General features: G+C 73.2%; 18 protein-coding genes. 11 read left to right on the top strand and 7 right to left on the bottom strand.

The features are described from left to right. The 3 genes from AB0J46_RS37030 to AB0J46_RS37020 form a co-directional block, all read right to left on the bottom strand. On the bottom strand, positions 1-512 hold a 512-nt coding region (locus AB0J46_RS37030), incomplete at its 3' end, for a HAMP domain-containing protein (RefSeq protein ID WP_364338859.1). Between the two features lie 179 nt (positions 513-691). Beyond that, positions 692-1,066 carry an STAS domain-containing protein gene (locus AB0J46_RS37025; protein WP_364338856.1) on the bottom strand — a complete coding sequence of 125 codons (375 nt, stop codon included), beginning with the start codon at positions 1,064-1,066 and terminating at the stop codon, positions 692-694. A 368-nt stretch (positions 1,067-1,434) separates the two neighbouring features. After that, positions 1,435-2,391, bottom strand: coding sequence for a helix-turn-helix transcriptional regulator (locus AB0J46_RS37020; RefSeq protein ID WP_364338854.1), 957 nt, complete (start codon positions 2,389-2,391; stop codon positions 1,435-1,437). Between the two features lie 142 nt (positions 2,392-2,533). On the opposite strand from AB0J46_RS37020, the gene AB0J46_RS37015 reads away from it, so the two are divergent. Further along, complete coding sequence (locus AB0J46_RS37015) at positions 2,534-3,727, top strand: amidohydrolase (protein ID WP_364338852.1); 1,194 nt, start codon at positions 2,534-2,536, stop codon at positions 3,725-3,727. 62 nt (positions 3,728-3,789) lie between these two features. On the opposite strand, the gene AB0J46_RS37010 is transcribed toward AB0J46_RS37015, so the two are convergent. The 3 genes from AB0J46_RS37010 to AB0J46_RS37000 are packed head-to-tail and all read right to left on the bottom strand — an operon-like array spanning position 3,790 to position 6,764. Next, the gene (locus AB0J46_RS37010) at positions 3,790-4,449 is read right to left on the bottom strand and encodes a GntR family transcriptional regulator (protein ID WP_364338851.1); all 660 of its coding nucleotides are present in this window, start codon (positions 4,447-4,449) and stop codon (positions 3,790-3,792) included. Between the two features lie 4 nt (positions 4,450-4,453). Then, positions 4,454-5,422 (bottom strand): LysR substrate-binding domain-containing protein, encoded by a 969-nt coding sequence (locus tag AB0J46_RS37005; protein WP_364338849.1) that lies wholly within the window; start codon positions 5,420-5,422, stop codon positions 4,454-4,456. Positions 5,423-5,453: 31 nt separating this feature from the next. After that, on the bottom strand, positions 5,454-6,764 hold the full coding sequence (locus AB0J46_RS37000) for an MFS transporter (RefSeq protein ID WP_364338847.1): 1,311 nt from the start codon (positions 6,762-6,764) through the stop codon (positions 5,454-5,456). Between the two features lie 173 nt (positions 6,765-6,937). Here AB0J46_RS37000 and AB0J46_RS36995 point away from each other — a divergent pair, with 173 nt between their 5' ends. The 7 genes from AB0J46_RS36995 to AB0J46_RS36965 are packed head-to-tail and all read left to right on the top strand — an operon-like array spanning position 6,938 to position 13,111. Then, on the top strand, positions 6,938-8,371 hold the full coding sequence (locus AB0J46_RS36995; protein ID WP_364338845.1) for a 2-hydroxymuconic semialdehyde dehydrogenase: 1,434 nt from the start codon (positions 6,938-6,940) through the stop codon (positions 8,369-8,371). An 8-nt stretch (positions 8,372-8,379) separates the two neighbouring features. Further along, positions 8,380-9,192: a fumarylacetoacetate hydrolase family protein gene (locus AB0J46_RS36990; protein ID WP_364338843.1), complete on the top strand. Its 813-nt coding sequence runs from the start codon at positions 8,380-8,382 to the stop codon at positions 9,190-9,192. After that, entirely contained in the window at positions 9,189-9,935 is a 747-nt protein-coding gene (locus tag AB0J46_RS36985) for a fumarylacetoacetate hydrolase family protein (protein WP_364338841.1), read from the top strand. The genes AB0J46_RS36990 and AB0J46_RS36985 overlap by 4 nt, the downstream gene beginning before the upstream one ends. Further along, entirely contained in the window at positions 9,932-10,357 is a 426-nt protein-coding gene (locus tag AB0J46_RS36980; RefSeq protein WP_364338839.1) for a RidA family protein, read from the top strand. The genes AB0J46_RS36985 and AB0J46_RS36980 overlap by 4 nt, the downstream gene beginning before the upstream one ends. Further along, positions 10,354-10,896: a 3-hydroxyanthranilate 3,4-dioxygenase gene (locus AB0J46_RS36975; protein WP_364338837.1), complete on the top strand. Its 543-nt coding sequence runs from the start codon at positions 10,354-10,356 to the stop codon at positions 10,894-10,896. The genes AB0J46_RS36980 and AB0J46_RS36975 overlap by 4 nt, the downstream gene beginning before the upstream one ends. Positions 10,897-10,898: 2 nt before the next feature. Beyond that, the gene (locus AB0J46_RS36970; RefSeq protein WP_364338863.1) at positions 10,899-11,876 is read left to right on the top strand and encodes an amidohydrolase family protein; all 978 of its coding nucleotides are present in this window, start codon (positions 10,899-10,901) and stop codon (positions 11,874-11,876) included. Further along, entirely contained in the window at positions 11,873-13,111 is a 1,239-nt protein-coding gene (locus AB0J46_RS36965) for a carboxylesterase family protein (RefSeq protein ID WP_364338835.1), read from the top strand. The genes AB0J46_RS36970 and AB0J46_RS36965 overlap by 4 nt, the downstream gene beginning before the upstream one ends. Here AB0J46_RS36965 and AB0J46_RS36960 read toward each other — a convergent pair. Further along, complete coding sequence (locus AB0J46_RS36960) at positions 13,089-13,538, bottom strand: Lrp/AsnC family transcriptional regulator (protein ID WP_364338833.1); 450 nt, start codon at positions 13,536-13,538, stop codon at positions 13,089-13,091. The two genes, AB0J46_RS36965 and AB0J46_RS36960, sit on opposite strands and share 23 nt — an antisense overlap. A gap of 166 nt (positions 13,539-13,704) precedes the next feature. Between AB0J46_RS36960 and AB0J46_RS36955 the strand changes: the two genes are divergently transcribed. From AB0J46_RS36955 to AB0J46_RS36945, 3 genes are read left to right on the top strand one after another with little or no spacing between them, the layout of a single operon-like run. Further along, complete coding sequence (locus tag AB0J46_RS36955) at positions 13,705-14,565, top strand: tryptophan 2,3-dioxygenase family protein (RefSeq protein WP_364338831.1); 861 nt, start codon at positions 13,705-13,707, stop codon at positions 14,563-14,565. Positions 14,566-14,579: 14 nt separating this feature from the next. Beyond that, positions 14,580-15,845, top strand: coding sequence for a kynureninase (gene kynU, locus AB0J46_RS36950; protein WP_364338829.1), 1,266 nt, complete (start codon positions 14,580-14,582; stop codon positions 15,843-15,845). Further along, the gene (locus tag AB0J46_RS36945; RefSeq protein WP_364338827.1) at positions 15,842-17,176 is read left to right on the top strand and encodes an NAD(P)/FAD-dependent oxidoreductase; all 1,335 of its coding nucleotides are present in this window, start codon (positions 15,842-15,844) and stop codon (positions 17,174-17,176) included. Before kynU ends, AB0J46_RS36945 begins: the two co-directional genes overlap by 4 nt. Position 17,177: the final 1 nt, after the last annotated feature.

Genomic DNA, 17,177 nt, shown 5'->3' with positions numbered 1-17,177 from the left:
CCCACCTCACGCGCCACCCGCGTGACCTCGTCGGCGAACGACGACAACTGGTCCACCATCGTGTTGACGGTGTTCTTCAGCTCCAGGATCTCCCCGCGCGCATGCACGGTGATCTTCTGCGACAGGTCACCCCGCGCCACCGCCGTCGTCACCTGCGCGATACTGCGCACCTGATCGGTCAGGTTGCCCGCCATCGCGTTCACCGACTCCGTCAGGTCCTTCCACGTGCCCGACACCGCCGGCACATCGGCCTGACCACCCAGCCGCCCGTCCGTGCCCACCTCACGCGCCACCCGGGTCACCTCGGAGGTGAACAACGACAACTGGTCGACCATGCCGTTGAACACCGAGGCGATTTCACCCAGCAACCCGTCGGCGTCCTCGGGCAGACGGGTACGGAAATCGCCGTCCCGGACCGCCGTCAGCCCGCCGAGCAGCTGACGCAGCCGAAGCTCGCCGACCTCGGCGCCCCCGGACGCGGAACGGGAGCCACCGGTCATCGCTTCGCTCATGTCACCCTCGTGTCCTACGACGTTGTCAGGACTGTCCTGCCGGTGACCTCGCGAACGGCCCTGATCAGGAGGCCATGATCGAGGTCGTCGACGGAACAGTCGTGGTTGTTGGTCATCCGGATTCTAGAGCCGGTACTCATGATCTTCAGCCCCGAACGCCGAGGTGCGGCGGGGACCGCTCACGACGACTCGCGGAGGCTGTCGGGGCGCTGCGCGCCCATCGCGGCCACGGCGTCGCCCACGTCGGCGTGGACGGTCAGCGAGGACCACACGCCGGTGACCTGGAGGACGCGCGCGGGCAGCTCCTGCACGCCGGCCAGGCGGAGGACGCCCCCGTGTTCGAGCACCGCGGCGTTGAGGCGTAACAACACGTGCAGGCCGCGGCTGTCCATGAAGCTCAGCCCGCCCAGGTCGAGCACCATGCCCGCCCCGGGCCGCAGGTGCCGCTCGGCGAAGGACTCCAGCCGCGTCGAGTTGGAGGCATCGAGCTCGCCGATCACGGTCACCAGCACGCCGCCGGGCAGGTCGCGGCAGCTCAGGCTCAGAGGGGTCACGTTGTCACCGGAGGCCGGGCAGCACGAAGGCCCGTCCGGCCGAAAGGGGACGGGTGTGGCGGCGGACGAAGGAAATCAGGCATCACAGGCCGGCGGCGGGATCGGCTCGGTCACGGGACCGACGCGGTCGCCCGGAGGGCGCGGCCACCCCGACTGTGGTCCTTCTCGATCGCCTGGCCTGCGGCTACGGCCTCGCCGCGGACGCGCCATGTCGCCGCTACGGCCGGGACTCAATCGCGATCATCTCCTCCGTGCCGCGGCGATCGGTGCTCGCCTCCAACCCTTGAGCCTTCGGCGGTGGCGGGTCAGCACATCAGGCGAAGAATCCGGCTCACTCCTGTCCGCAGAACGAAACGGGCATCAGAGGATCAGTTGCGGCGGAGCTCGGCCGCGGAACGGAGGGTGTCGCCGGGCGAGCAGCCGAAGGCCGCCCGGTGGAGCTGGGCGAAGCGCCCGGGGTGGAAGAAGCCCCAGCGGGCGGCGACGGCGGTCACCGTGGTGGCGGGATCGCCGGTCTTCAGCTCGGCGTGCGCGCGGGCCAGCCGGGTCTGGCGCAGGTAGCCCAGCGGCGTGGTGCCGAGGTGCCGGCGGAAGGCGTACTGGAGGGCGCGGGCGCTGACCCGGGCGGCGGTGGCGATCTCGTCGATGCCGATGGGCAGGTCGGCGTGGTCGTCGATGAAGGCCGTCGCCCGGCGCAGCGCCTCGGGGCGGGTGGAGCCGGGGGAGGCGTCGTCGGCGTTGGTGGGCAGGGCGGTGAGCACGCTGGCGGCCAGGAGCTGCCCGGCGGTGGAGACGACCAGCGGCTCGGCGGCCAGCTCGGGGGCGGCCAGGACGTCGTCGCGCAGGTAGGCGAGCGTGCGCCGCAGGTGGCGGCCGGCGGCGGCGGAGACCGGGCGGTGCCCCACCAGCCGGATCGGCTCGGCCCGGCGGCCGGGCAGCGTGCCGGCCACCTGCTGCAGCAGCGCGGGGTCGAACATGATGATGTCGTAGCGCGAGCGGCGGATCTCGCCGGTGTAGGGCAGGTCGTGCGGGGCGAACAACACCGTGTCGCCGGGGCCGAAGAGCTCGTCCGGCCCGCCGGCGACCTGCTGGGCGATGGTGCCGCTCTCGACCGCGCACAGGCACACCTTGCCGAGCGGGTTGACGTCGAAGCTCATCGCGTATTCGAGGTTGAGCCGGTCGATGCTGACCGAGCCCATGACCTGGCGGGAGATCTGGGTGCGGGGGTTCTTCACGTCGGAGCCGATGCGCATCTTGGCGTACGCCTTGCTGAGGAACTCCTCCGTCTGGCCGATGTCACGGCTGTCGAAGACCTCTGGGCCCATCGGACCACCTCTTTCCGGTCGGGGGGACCCGCGCCTGCCGCGGCCCGTGCCGATTTTCCCAAACGGCTACGACAACGGCTGCACGACGACGGAACAGGGCCCTCTGCCAGGGACGATCCGCGTTTGGTATACCATTTTTCGGGTGACTTCCTGGACGATCTCCAACGTGCGCCCCTGGGGCGGCGCGCCCGTGGACCTGACCATCGACGGTACCCGGATCGCCGCCGTGCTCCCGGCCGGGACCACCCCGCCCGCCGGCGAGCACATCGACGGCCGCGGCCTGCTGGCCCTGCCCGGATTCGTCAACGCCCACGCCCACGTCGACAAGAGCTGGTGGGGCCGGCCCTGGGTGTCGTACGGCGGCGTGGCGACCACGCAGGGCCGCATCGAGCACGAGCGCGCCGAACGGGACAAGTACGGCATCCCGGGTGTCGACGGCACGGTGGCGGTGCTGCGCGAGTTCCTGCGGCACGGCACCACGGCCACCCGCACCCACGTCGACGTCGACCTCGGGGTCGGGCTGCGCGGCATCGAAGCCGTGCGCGAGGCCGCGGCCCGGCTCGACGGGGCGATCGAGGTCGAGATCGTGGCCTTCCCGCAGGACGGCGTCGTCCGCCGGCCCGGCGTGCTCGACCTGCTCGACCAGGCCGCGCGGGCGGGCGCCGCCAGCATCGGCGGCATCGACCCCGCGACCATCGACCGGGACCCGGTCGCCCAGCTCGACGGCCTGTTCGAGATCGCCGAGCGCCGCGGCGTCGGCCTGGACATCCACCTGCACGACGGCGGCGAGCTGGGCGCGTTCCAGTACGAGCTGATCATCGACCGCACGCTCAGGACCGGCCTGCAGGGCAAGGTCACCGTCTCCCACGGCTTCGCCCTCGGCGACCTGGCCCCCGAACGCCAGCGCGGCCTGCTCGACGACCTCGCCGCGGCGGGCATCTCCTGGGCGACGGTCGCGCCGGTGCGCACCGCGCCCCTCCCGTGGCGGGGCATGGCCGAGCGCGGCATCGGCCTCGGCCTCGGCACCGACGGGATCAGGGACCTGTGGTCGCCGTTCGGCGACGGCGACCTGCTGCGCATCGCCCTCGGCTTCGCCCGGCTGCACGGGCTGCGCTCCGACGACGAGCTCACCGCCGCCGTGGAGCTGGCCACCACCAAGGCGGCGCCGTTCGTGCACCGGGACCGGCACGACCTGGTCGCGGGGGCGCGGGCCGACGTCGTGCTCGTGGACGCCGAGAACGTGCCGGACGCGCTCGTGCGGGTGCCGCCGCGGGCGCTCGTGGTCGCCGGCGGCCGGGTGGTCGCCCGCGACGGCGAGGTGCTCCTGGACGCCTGACGCCCACGACGTGCTCCTGGACGCCTGACGCCCGCGCGGGGTCGCCGGACGCCCGCGCGGAGTCAGGGGTCGCCGGACCGCAGCCGGTCGGCGTGCTCCCCGATGAGCCGGCCGCTGGTCGCCACGTGCCGGGCGACCAGCTCGCCGACGAGGGTCACGTCGCGGGCCGCGATCGCCTCGTAGAGCTCGCGGTGCTCGTCGGCGACCGCCTGGAGGTCGTCGTGCCGGCCGAGCAGCCAGCGCATCCGGCTGCGCAGGACCTGCCCCACCTCGACCAGCAGGTCGTTGCCCGCGATGGCGGTGGCCGTCTCGTGGAAGTCGGCGGCGGCCCGCCGGGCGCGGACCGCGTCGCCGGCGCGCGCCGCCCGCAGCTCCGCGTCGAGGTCGGCGCGCAGCCGCCGCAGGCCCTGCGCGTCGTGCCGCCGGGCGGCGAGCTGGAAGGTGACGGCCTCGAACGCCGAACGCACCTCCACCAGGTCGGCGACGTCGCGGGCGGTGAACTCGCGCACCACGGCCCAGGTGCGGGGCCGCAACGTCACCAGCCCCTCGGCGGCCAGGGTGGCCAGGGCGTCGCGCACCGGCACCCGGCTCACGCCGAGCTCGGTGGCCAGGTCGCGCTCGACGAGCTTGCTGCCCGGCGGGCGGACGCCGTCGAGGATGTCGTCGCGCAGCCGCCGGATGACGCGTACGGACTCGGGCTCGAACCCGGCTCCTGCCACCATGCCCTCAGTCTCCCACCGGCGCCGCACCGGACGGGCTGTCCGCGTCCCCGGTGTCGAGGCGGCGCGCCTGCTGCTGGAGGTGGGCGAGCATGACCTTGCCCGCGGGCGTCAGGGCGCGGGCCCCGGGCAGGGTGGCGCCCACCGAGCGGCGCACCGACGGCAGCGGCACCTGGAGTTCGAGGAGCTGGGGGTCGGTCCTGACGAAGAGGGCGGGCAGCGCGGCGATCATGTCCGTGCCGAGCAGCAGGGAGCGGATCGTCAGGATGGAGCTGCATTCGGTGCGGTCGGGCGGCAGCGGCAGCCCGTTGCGGTGGAACACCTGCTCCAGCTCCCGTCGCAGCGAGGTCTGCTCCAGCGGCAGGATCCACGGGTAGTCCAGCAGGCCGGCCAGCGCGCGGGCGTGCGCCGCCGGGTGCCCGGCGCGGGCGACCAGCAGCACGGGCTCGTTGTAGAGCGGGATCTGGCGCAGGTCAGGGCGGTCCTCGATCGGGTTGAGCCGGCCGAGGATCAGGTCGAGGTCGCCGCCGGTGAGCTGGGGGACCAGTGAGTCGAACGTGCCCTCCTTGACGATCACGGTGATGCCCGGCCGCTCGGCCTTGAGCGCCGCGATCGAGCGGGGGAGCAGCACGTTCGTGGCGGCCAGCAGGGTGCCGACGGTGACCGTGCCGGCCGTGCCGTCGGCCAGGCCGGCGATGCGCTCGCCCGCGCGGCGCAGCTCGGCCTGCACGGCACGGGCGTGGTCGATGAACGCCTCGCCGAAGAGGGTGGGGGTGACGCCGCGCGATCCGCGGGTGAACAGCTCCACCCCGAGGATCTGCTCCACCTCCCGCAGCCCCCGGGTCACGGCGGGCTGGGCCAGGTGGAGGTGCTCGGCGGCGCGCAGGACGCCGCCCTGCTCGGCGATGGTGGTCACGAGCACGAGGTGCCGCAGCTTGAGCCGGCCGCTCAGCAGGTCCAGCGGACGAGATATCACGAAATCATCATATGACCAGGGCGAACCTGCCCTATTTCGCTATGTTGGCGGGAACCGGCTGGTCACCCAGGCGTTCGGCGTCGTTGCGCGGGATCACCAGGGCGGCGACCAGACTGATGACCGTCACCACGGTCAGGTAGGCGGTGATCGACAGCGAGGTCCCGGTCGAGGCGAACAGCGAGGCGGCCACCAGCGGCGTGATGCCGCCGCCCAGCAGCGAGGCGAGCTGGTAGGCCACCGACGTGCCGGAGTACCGGATGGCGACCGGGAAGAAGCTGGCGGTCAGCGTGCCCTGCGGCGCGTGGGTCATGGCCAGCACCGCGCCCATCACCAGCATGAACACCGCGATGAGCGGCTTGTTGCCGGTGTTGACGACCGGCAGGATCGCCAGGGCGCCGGCCAGCAGCACCACCGAGCCCCAGGTGAAGACGGCACGCAGCCCGTGCCGGTCGCCGAGGTGAGCCCACAGCGGCGCGGTGACCAGCCAGACGGCGGCGCCGCCGATCACGCAGCTCAGCAGGAACGTCCGCGACAGGCCGGCCGCGGCCTCGCCGTAGCCGAGGATGTAGACCATGAAGATGTAGGCCAGCGCGCTGTTGCCGATGATCACGCCGATCGTGTGCACCACCTCGCGCCAGTGGTCGCGCAGCACCACCGCGATCGGCAGCTTGACCGGCTTGCGCCGCTCGACCAGGTCGGCGTAGTCGGGGCTCTCCTCGATGCGCAGCCGCAGGTACAGGCCGACCGCCACCAGCACGATGCTGAGCAGGAACGGCACCCGCCAGCCCCAGGCCATGAAGCTCTCCTCGCCCAGCAGCGAGGACGTGCCGAGGAAGACGGCGTTGGCGCACAACATGCCCGCCGGGGTGCCCATCATCGGGAACGCCCCGAACAGGCCGCGCCGGCCCTTCGGCGCGTGCTCCATCGTCAGCACCACCGCGCCGCCGAGCTCGCCGCCCAGGCCGATGCCCTGGGCGACGCGCATCACCACGAGCAGCACCGCCGCCCACACGCCCAGGCTGTCGTACGTCGGCAGCACGCCGATCAGCGTGGTGCCGATCCCCATGATGAGCAGCGAGACGACGAGCGTGTTGCGCCGCCCGATCCGGTCGCCGAAGTGGCCGAAGACGATGCCGCCGAGCGGGCGGGCGAGGAATCCCACGGTCATGGTGCCGAAGGAGGCGATGGAGCCGGTGACCGGGTCCATCGCGGGGAAGAACTGCTTGTTGAAGACGAGGGCCGCGGCGGTGCCGTAGAGGAAGAAGTCGTACCACTCGATGGCGGTGCCGATGAAGGCGGCCCGCGAGACGCGGCGGGCGGCCAGGCGGCGATCTGTGTCCATCTCTCTGTGCCTTCCGAATGAGGGTACGGAAGAGGATGCACGCTGGTGGTATGCCAGAACGAATACCGATTCGGTCGGCAGGCATAGCAGAACCGACATATAACGAAATAAAGATAGCCAGGCGACATTTCGGTATTGGACTGTTATGTCGAGCGATCAGCAGAATGTCGACCATGAAGCCCGCGCACTACGTCAACGGCGTCTTCACGACGGCGGGGACCGACTTCCCCCTCATCTCGCCCGTCGACGGCCGCACCGTCGGAGCCGTCCCCGAGGCGTCCCGCGAGACCGTCGACGAGGCGGTCCGGGCCGCCCGCGCCGCCCTCGACGGCCCCTGGGGCGCCACCTCCAGCGAGGAGCGGTGCGCGTACCTGCGCCGGATCGCCGACGGGATCGAGGCCAGGTTCGAGGAGTTCGTCGAGGCCGAGGCCGCCGACACCGGCAAGCCGCGCGAGCTGGCCGCGACGGTGGACATCCCGCGCGCCGCCGGCAACTTCCGCGCCTACGCCGACCTGGCCTACGGGCGTCCCGAACGGGCCTACAACACCAGCGTCCCGGCCTGGAGCGGCAGCGGGCAGGCGCTCAACTACACCGTGCGCCGCCCGCTCGGCGTGGTCGCCGTCATCTCGCCGTGGAACCTGCCGCTGCTGCTGCTCACCTGGAAGGTCGCGCCGGCCCTGGCCGCGGGCAACGCCGTCGTCGCCAAGCCGTCGGAGGAGACGCCCTCCACCGCCACCCTGCTGGCCGAGGTGATCGACGCGGCGGGCCTGCCGGCCGGCGCGTTCAACCTGGTCCACGGCCACGGCGCGGGGGCGGCCGGCGAGCACCTGACCGCGCACCCCGGCGTGGACGCCATCGCCTTCACCGGCGCCTCGGCCACCGGCAGCGCCATCATGCGCAACGCCGCCGCGCACGTCACCCCGGTCTCCTTCGAGCTCGGCGGCAAGAACCCGGCCCTGGTCTTCGCCGACGCCGACCTGGAGGAAGCCGTCGAGGGCACGATCCGCTCCAGCTTCACCCACTCCGGCCAGATCTGCCTGTGCACCGAGCGCGTCTACGTCCAGCGCCCGATCTTCGAGGCGTTCACGCGGGCGCTGGCCGAGCGGGCCAGGGGCCTGCGCGGCTACGGGCCGATGATCTCGGCCCAGCACCGCGACAAGGTGTTGTCCTACTACCGCCTCGCCGTCGAGGAGGGCGCGACGGTGCTGGCCGGAGGAGGCGTGCCGGAGTTCGGCGACGCCCGCGACGGCGGCTTCCACGTCGAGCCCACCGTGATCACCGGCCTGCCGCCGCACGCCAGGACCGTCCGCGAGGAGGTCTTCGGCCCCATCTGCCACGTCGCCCCCTTCGACGACGAGGACGAGGCCGTCCGGCTGGCCAACGACAGCCCGTACGGCCTGGCCGCCACCGTGTGGACCACCGACCTGTCGCGCGCCCACCGCGTGGCACCCCGGATCCAGGCCGGCATCGTCTGGGTCAACTGCTGGAACCTGCGCGACCTGCGCACCCCGTTCGGCGGCGTGAAGGCCTCCGGCATCGGGCGTGAGGGCGGCGAGTACTCGCTCGACTTCTTCTCCGAGCCGGTCAACGTGTGCGTCAAGATATGAGGACAGAAGTGACAGACAACCATCGCGCCGCCGCCGCGCGGCTGCTGGAGGCGTACGCGTCCGGCCGCCCGTGCGAGCCAGTCCGCGACCTGGTCGACGGCCTGGAGGCGGCCTACGCGGTGCAGAGCCTGCTCACCGAGCACTGGCTCGGCGAGGGCAGGCGGATCACCGGCCGCAAGGTCGGGCTGACCAGCAAAGCCGTGCAGCGGCAGCTCGGCGTCGGCTCGCCCGACTTCGGCGTGCTGTTCGCCGACATGGCGGTGCCCGACGGCGCGGAGATCCCGGCCGGCGCGGTGCTCCAGCCGCGCGCAGAGGCCGAGGTCGCGCTCGTGCTCGACCGCGACCTGCCGCACGAGCGCCACACGGTCGCCGACGTGATCGCCGCGACGGCGTTCGCGCTGCCCGCGATCGAGGTCGTCGGCAGCCGCATCCGCGACTGGGACATCACCCTGGCCGACACCGTCGCCGACAACGCCTCCTCCGGCCTGTACGTGCTCGGCAACCGCCCGGTCCCGCTGCGCGACGTGGACCTGCGGCTGGCCGGCATGGTCATCGAACGGCGCGGCGAGCAGGTCTCGACCGGCGTCGGCGCGGCCTGCCTGGGCCACCCGCTGCACGCCGCGGTCTGGCTGGCCGACACGCTGGCCGCGCTCGGCCGCCCGCTCCGGGCGGGCGACACCGTGCTGACCGGGGCGCTCGGCCCGGTCGTCCCGGTGAGTCCGGGCGACGTGCTGGAGGCCCGCATCGACGGGCTGGGCGACGTCCGCGCCGCTTTCGCCGCCGACGACGAGAAGGCCGACGACGAGAAGGAGGAGCGGTGAACGCGCTCGCCGAACGCCTGGACGAGGCCACCCTGACCGGCCGCGCCATCCCGCGCCTGACCGACACGGCCGACCTCGACGTGCCCGCCGCGTACGAGGTCCAGCGCGCCCTGATCGAACGGCGGCTGGCCCGCGGCGAACGGCTCATCGGCGTCAAGATGGGCTTCACCAGCCGCGCCAAGATGGCCCAGATGGGCGTGGACGACGTCATCTGGGGCCTGCTCACCGACGCCATGCTGGTGGAGTCCCGGCTCGACACCGCCGGGCTGATCCACCCGCGGATCGAGCCGGAGATCGCGTTCCTGCTGGACCGGCCGGTGCGCGGCACGGCCGACGTGGCCTCGGCCGTCGGCGGCGTCGCGGTCGGGTACGAGGTGCTCGACTCCCGCTACGAGGGCTTCAGCTTCACCCTGCCCGATGTCATCGCCGACAACGCCTCGGCCAGCGGCTTCGGCGTCGGCCCCTGGCACCGCCCGCAGGACGCCGGTGACATCGGCAACCTCGGCCTGGTCATGGAGATCGACGGCCGCCAGGTCGCCGGCGGCTCGTCGGCGGCCATCCTCGGCCACCCGCTGCGCGCGCTGACCGCGGCCGCCCGGCTGACCAGGGCCGCCGGGATCGAGATGGAGGCCGGCTGGATCGTCCTGGCCGGCGCGGCCACGGCGGCGCTGCCGCTGCCCGCCGGGGCGCACGTACGCGTCGGCGCCGCCGGCCTCGGACACGTGGAGGTGACCACCCGATGAGCGACGCGCTGCTGGTCGAGGGCAAGGCCCGGCCCCGCGGCCGGTTCCCGCACGTCAAGCGGGCCGGCGACTTCGTGTTCGTGTCGGGCACCAGCTCCCGCCGCCCCGACGGCTCCTTCGCCGGGGCGAGCGCGGACGAGCTGGGCACCACCAGCCTCGACATCCGCGAGCAGACCAGGGCGGTGATCGAGAACATCGCCGACCTGCTGGCCGCCGCCGGAGGCGGCCTGGACGACGTGGTGAACGTGACCGCGTACCTGGTCAGCATGAACGACTTCGGCGGCTACAACGAGGTCTACGGCGAGTACTTCGACGAGAGCGGCCCCGCCCGCACCACGGTCGCCGTCCACCAGCTCCCGCACCCGCACCTGCTGATCGAGATCTCCTGCACCGCCCTCATCCCCCGAAGGAGCCAGGCATGATCCCCCCCTTCAACCTGAACAAGTGGATCGACGAGCACCAGGACCTGCTCAAGCCGCCGGTCGGCAACGCGCAGATCTGGAAGGACGCCGACCTCATGGTGACGATCGTGGGCGGGCCCAACCAGCGCACCGACTTCCACGACGACCCGATCGAGGAGTTCTTCTACCAGCTGCGGGGCGGCATGGTGCTGCGGGTCATGGAGGAGGAGGGCAAGCCGCCGGTGGACGTGCAGATCGGCGAGGGCGACGTCTTCCTGCTGCCGCCGCACGTGCGGCACTCGCCGCAGCGGCCGGTGCCCGGCTCGATCGGCCTGGTCGTGGAGTTCGCCCGCCCGCAGGGCGCGCTGGACGCCTTCGAGTGGTACTGCGTCAACTGCCACCGCCTGGTCCACCGCGCCGAGGTGCAGCTCCAGTCGATCGTGGACGACCTGCCGCCGGTCTTCCGCGCCTTCCACGAGGGCGACCGCACCTGCCCCCACTGCGGCGCCGAGCACCCCGGCAAGGACTGGCCTGAGCACCTGCGGCCGGTGGTCCGGTGACCATGATCGACGTGCACGCGCACGTCTTCCCGCGGATCTCCCGCGAGGAGGCCAGGACGCTCGCCGGGGCCGGTGAACCGTGGCTGCGCGACGGCATGATGATGAGCGGCGAGGACGACTACCGCCCGGTCACGCCGGAGCTGTGGGACGCCGGGGCCCGCGTGGCCGCCATGGACCGCATCGGCGTGGCCGTGCAGGCGGTCTCCTCGACCCCGCTGCTGTTCGGCTACGCGGCCGACCCGGCCCGCGCCGCCGAGTGGTGCGCCATGGTCAACGACCGCGTGCTCGACCACTGCGCGCAGGCCCCCGACCGGCTGCTGCCGCTGTGCCAGGTGCCCTTGCAGGACGCCGCCCTGGCCGCGAAGACCGTCACCGAGGCCAAGGCCGCCGGTCACCGCGGCGTGCACATCGGCAACCACGTCGGCCCGCGCAACCTGGACGATCCCGACATCGTCGCCTTCCTCGCGCACTGCGCCGAGCAGGACATGCCGGTGCTCGTCCATCCCTGGGACATGCTCGGCGCCGACCGCATGCGCGGCCACATGCTGCCGTGGCTGGTCGGCATGGCGGCCGAGACGCACCTGGGCATCCTGTCGCTGATGTTGTCCGGGGCGTTCGAGCGGCTGCCGGGCTCGCTGCGACTGTGCTTCTGCCACGGCGGCGGCAGCTTCGCCTACCTGCTGGGCCGGGCCGACAACGCCTGGCACCAGCGCGACATCGTCCGCGAGCACTCGCCCAGGCCGCCGTCGGCCTACACCGACCGCTTCTACGTGGACTCCGCGGTGTTCGACCCGCGCGCCCTGCGGCTGCTGGTGGAGGTGATGGGGGCCGAGCGCGTCATGCTCGGCACCGACTTCCCGTTCCCGCTGGGGGAGCAGGAGCCGGGCGCGGTCGTGCGCGCCTGCGCCGAGCTGGACGAGCAGGGCCGCGCCGCCGTCCTGGGCGGCAACGCCGCCGCCTTCCTGGGGCTCGGGGGATGACGGTCGCCGAGACGCCGCTCGGGGTGTTGCGCGGCGTCCGGGCCGGCGGCGTGAGCACGTTCAAGGGCGTGCGCTACGCCGCGCCCGCCCGCCGCCTGGCCGCGCCGGAGCCCGCACGCCCCTGGCGGGGCGTCGCGGACGCCCGCACCCCCGGCCCGCCCGCCCCGCAGCGGCCCGGCCGCATGGCCTGGGTGCCGGGCCTGGAGATCGACCCGGCCACGTCGGCCGAGGACTGCCTGTTCCTCAACGTCTGGACGCCCTCCGCCGAGGGGCGCCGCCCGGTGCTGGTGTTCCTGCACGGCGGCGCGTTCGTCTTCGGCTCCGGCTCCCAGGCGATGTACGACGGCACCGCGCTCGCCCGTGACCACGGCCTGGTCGTGGTGACCGTGAACTACCGGCTCGGCCTGCCGGGCTTCTGGCACGGCGACGGCGTGCCGGCCAACCTGGCGCTGCGCGACCAGATCGCCGCCCTGGAGTGGGTGCGCGCCAACATCGCGGCCTTCGGCGGCGACCCGGCGAACGTCACCCTGGCCGGGCACTCGGCGGGCGGCACCTGCGTGCTGGCCCTGATGACGTGCGCGCCCGGCCTGTTCGCCCGGGCGGCGGCGATGAGCCCCGTCCCGTACGGGTTCCGCACGCCCGCCGAGGCCGCCGACTGGACCTCAGTGGCACGTTCCGCGCTCGGCGGCGACCCGTACGCCGTGCCGCTCGCCGGGCTGCTGGCCGCCGAGGAGGCCGCCGTCCGCGCCTGCGCCCCGGCCGCGGGGCTGCTGCCCGCGGCACCCGTCGTGGACGGCGACCTGCTGGCCGTCCACCCGGTGGAGGCCGTCCGGACGGGCGCCGCCGCGCGCGTCCCGCTGCTGGTGACGACGACGGCCGAGGAGACCCGCCTGTTCACCGCGATCGGCCAGGACGGCCTGGACACCGGCGAGCTCTTCGCCGGGCCCGCCCAGGAGCTCGCCGACGCCCATCACGGCCCCGCCGGGCACCACGTCTGCGGGCACCGCTCGCCGATGAGCCACGCCGGCGTCGCCCTGGGCGCCTGCCACCTGGCGGACGTCCCCCTCTACCTCGGCACCCACGGAACCCCGCTGACCGGCACGGGCCCCCAGGTGGACGCCCTGTCCCACGCGATGAGCACCACCTTCGCCCGCTTCTGCCACGACGGCACGGGCCCGTGGATCACCACGGCCGGCCGCGAGGCGGACGGGTTCACGGGCCGTCGGGGGTGGTGAGGGGGTGGCCGGGGAGCGGGGTGGACAGGATCATGGTGCTGGAGGGCGGGCCGTAGACCGCCAGGCGGTCGATCAGGTCCTCGAAGGCGACCATGGAGACGGCCACGATCCGCAGGATGCTGCACACGTCGCCGGTGACCCGGTGGATCTCGCGGACCTCCGGCCAGCCGGCCACCTCGGGGTCGCGCAGCACGCAGCGGGTGCCGTAGCAGGACATGCGGATGAAGGCCGAGACCGGCCAGCCGGCCCGCACCGGGTCCACCGCCGCGTGGTAGCCGGTGATCACGCCCGACTCCTCCAGCTTCCGTACGCGGTCGGCCACCGAGGGCGCGGACAGGTGGATCCGGCGCGACAGCTCCTTGAGGGAGAGCCGGGCGTTGTCCTGGAGTTCGCGCAGCAACTCCCAGTCGGTCTCGTCCACGATCATGCCTTCCGTTCGTAAGCCCCAAATCGCGATTTATACCGAAACATAAGCCTATATGGCGATATAGCCTTCCATAGGGCATTCCTTCTCCATCATCCCGACGCCATCATGGGGACAGCAAGGCTAAGAGAAGGGCAAGCGCGTGGACGCGACGCGACAGTTAGCAGCAGTGCGGCCGACCACGGCGGAGGAACGCGCCGAACGAGCCAGGGCGACGGGCGGAGCGCCCACCCTGGACTTCCAGACCCGCACCCCCTACGACGCCTACGTCCGCACCGACGTGCTGCACGACCTGCAGCACCCGATGAGCGACGACGCGGGCGAGATGTCGTTCCTGATGATCACTCAGGTGATGGAGCTGTACTTCAAGCTCATCGCCTTCGAGCTGCGCAACGCGCAGGAGCGGCTGCGGGCCGACGACGTGTGGGCCGCGCTGGACCCGCTCCGCCGTACCGTGCTGCACCTGGAGGGCCTGAACGCGAGCTGGCGCGGCCTGCGCTGGATGACCCCCGCCGACTTCAACCGCTTCCGGGACGAGCTCGGCGAGGCCAGCGGCCTGCAGTCGGCGATGTACCGGCACGTGGAGTTCCTGCTGGGGCTGAAGAACCCGGCCCTGCTGCGCCCGTTCAGACGCCAGGACCGCACCCACCGCGACCTGCTCACCACCCTGGAGTCGCCGAGCCTGTGGGACGACGCCATCGCCCTGCTGGCCCGGCTCGGCCACGACCTCCCCCGCGAGCTGCTGGAGCGCGACTTCGCCGTCGAGCACGAGCCGCACCCGGCCGTCGAGCGGGCCTGGGTCGAGGTGTACCGCGACACCGGCCCCGGCAACGCGCCGCGACTGCTCGGCGAGGCGCTGACCGACGTGGCCGAGCAGTTCGGCGACTGGCGCTACCAGCACGTGACGGCGGTCCGCCGGTCGATGGGCGCCAAGCCCGGCAGCGGCGGCTCCAACGGCCTGGCCTGGCTGGAACGCAGCATGGCGCGGGTGGTCTTCCCCGAGCTGTGGTCCGCCCGGACCCACATGTGAAGGACGGACGACACGTGATCGACGACTGGAAGCCCGCCGAGCAGGACGCCCTGCGCCGCGACCGCGACGACCCGGGCCACCGCGAGCTCTTCCTCATCCCGCCCGCCGACGGCGGCGGTCATCCCGAGTGCGCCTACTTCGCCGGCAACTCCCTGGGCCTGCAGCCCCGGGCGACCGCGGCGGAGCTGGCCGAGGACCTGGAGGCATGGGCCCGGCTCGGCGTGGAGGGACATCTGGAGGGGGCCCGCCCGTGGCTGCCCTACCACGAGCGGCTCACCGGCCCGGCCGCCCGGCTGGTCGGCGCGCTGCCCGAGGAGACCGTGGTGATGAACTCGCTGACGGTCAACCTGCACCTGCTGATGGTCTCGTTCTACCGGCCGCGCGGCACGCGGACCCGGATCCTCATCGAGGACACCGCGTTCCCCTCCGACAGCTACGCCGTGCGCAGCCAGGCCCGCCTGCACGGCCTCGACCCGGACGAGACGGTGGTCCGGCTGCGCGACGGCCGGGAGGTGCTGGACTTCCTGGACCGCGAGGGCGACACGGTCGCGCTGGTCCTGCTGGGCGGCGTCAACTACCTGACCGGCGAGCTCATGGACATCCCGGCGATCACCGCGGCCGGCCGGGCGAGCGGCGCGGCCGTCGGCTGGGACCTGGCGCACGCCGCCGGGAACGTCCCGCTGGAGCTGCACGCGTGGGGACCGGACTTCGCCGCCTGGTGCTCCTACAAGTACCTCAACTCCGGGCCCGGCGCCCTCGGCGGCGTGTTCGTCCACCAGCGGCACCTGGGGGACCCGGCGCTGCAGCGGCTGGAGGGCTGGTGGAGCACCGAGCAGGCGACCCGGTTCGAGATGGCGCCGGTCTCCCGGCCGCCGGCCAGCGCCGACGCCTGGCAGGTGTCCAACCCGCCGATCTACGCGATGGGCCCGGTGCGCACCTCGCTCGGCGTCTTCGACCGGATCGGGATGACCGCCCTGCGGGCCCGCAGCGTACGGCTCACCGCCTACCTGGAAAGCCTGCTCGACCGGATCACCCCCACCAGGCCGCTCACGGTGGTCACGCCGCGCGACCCCGCCCGCCGGGGCTGCCAGCTCTCCCTGCGCGTCGAGCGCGGCGGCGCGGCCGAGCTCACCCGGCGGCTGCGCCACGAGCACGGGGTGATCGCCGACGCCCGCGAGCCGGACGTCGTCCGCCTGGCGCCGACGCCCCTGTACTCGACCTACCACGACTGCTGGCGCGCCGCCGTCGCGCTGGCCGAGTGCGTCGAGGAGGACCGATGAACGTCACCGTGGTCGGCGCGGGCCTGACCGGCTGCCTGCTCGCCTGCTACCTGGCCCGGCGCGGCCTCGACGTGACCGTCTACGAACGGCGGCCCGACCCGCGCGCCGGGCTCGCCGAGCGCGGCCGGTCGATCAACCTGGCGATCTCCGAACGCGGGCTGGACGCGCTGCGCCGGATCGGCCTGGAGGAGCAGGTCATGGCCGGCGCGCTGCCCATGCGCGGCCGGATGATCCACCCGGTGGACGGCCCGCTGAACTTCCAGCCGTACAGCCACGACGGGGTGCGCTCGATCAACTCCATCAGCCGCGGCGCGCTCAACAACACGCTGCTGGACGCCGCGGAGTCGGCGCCCGGCGTGAAGATCTTCTTCGGGCACCGGCTGACCGGCCTGGACCCGGCGACCGGCGCGATGGAGTTCGACACCGCGGCCGGCCCGGTGCGCGCGGCGGCCGGCGTGGTGCTCGGCGCCGACGGGGCCGGCTCGGCCGTACGGGCCGAGCTGGTGGCCCACCGGGGCATCCGGGAGAGCCTGGACTTCCTCGGCCACGGCTACAAGGAGCTGACGATCCCGCCCGTGGCCGGCGAGTTCGCCTTCGACCCCGGCGCCCTGCACATCTGGCCGCGCGGCACCTCGATGATGATCGCGCTGCCCAACCCCGACCGCTCCTTCACCTGCACGATGTTCTGGCCGACCGAGGGCACGTCGAGCTTCGCCTCGCTGAGCGGCCCGGCCGCGATCGAACGCCACTTCCGCACCCACTACCCGGACGTGCCCCCCCTCGCGCCCGGTCTGGTAGAGGAGTACATGGAGAACCCGGTCGGCCGGCTCGGCACCGTCCGCTGCGCGCCATGGCAGACGGACGGCCGGGTCGGCCTGATCGGCGACGCCGCGCACGCCATCGTGCCCTTCTACGGCCAGGGCGCCAACTGCGGCTTCGAGGACGTGACCGTGCTCGACCGGTGCCTGACGGAGACCGGCGGCGACTGGTCCCGCGCGCTGCCGCTGTTCGAGCTGCGGCGCAGGGACGACACCGACGCGATCGCCGAGATGGCGCTGGCCAACTTCGTCGAGATGCGCGACAAGGTCGCCTCCCCGGTGCACCGGCTGACCAAGAGCGTGGAGCACCGCCTCGAACGCGCGCTGCCCGGCCGCTACGTGTCGCGGTACGAGCTGGTGTCGTTCTCCACGGTGCCGTACGCGCAGGTCCGGCGGCGGGTCCGGCGGCAGCACCTGCTGCTGGCCGGGGCCGCCGGGGCCGGGGCCGCGCTGCTGGCGGCGGGCGCGGCCGGGCTCGCCCGGCTCGGCTCCCGCCGGTCCGGCGGGAGGTGAG

Origin of the sequence: Nonomuraea sp. NPDC049758 (genome assembly GCF_040674635.1) — a bacterium.
GTDB lineage: Bacteria > Actinomycetota > Actinomycetes > Streptosporangiales > Streptosporangiaceae > Nonomuraea.
The sequence above is the reverse complement of the archived record's forward strand: the minus strand, read 5'-3'. Positions and strand labels throughout refer to the sequence as shown.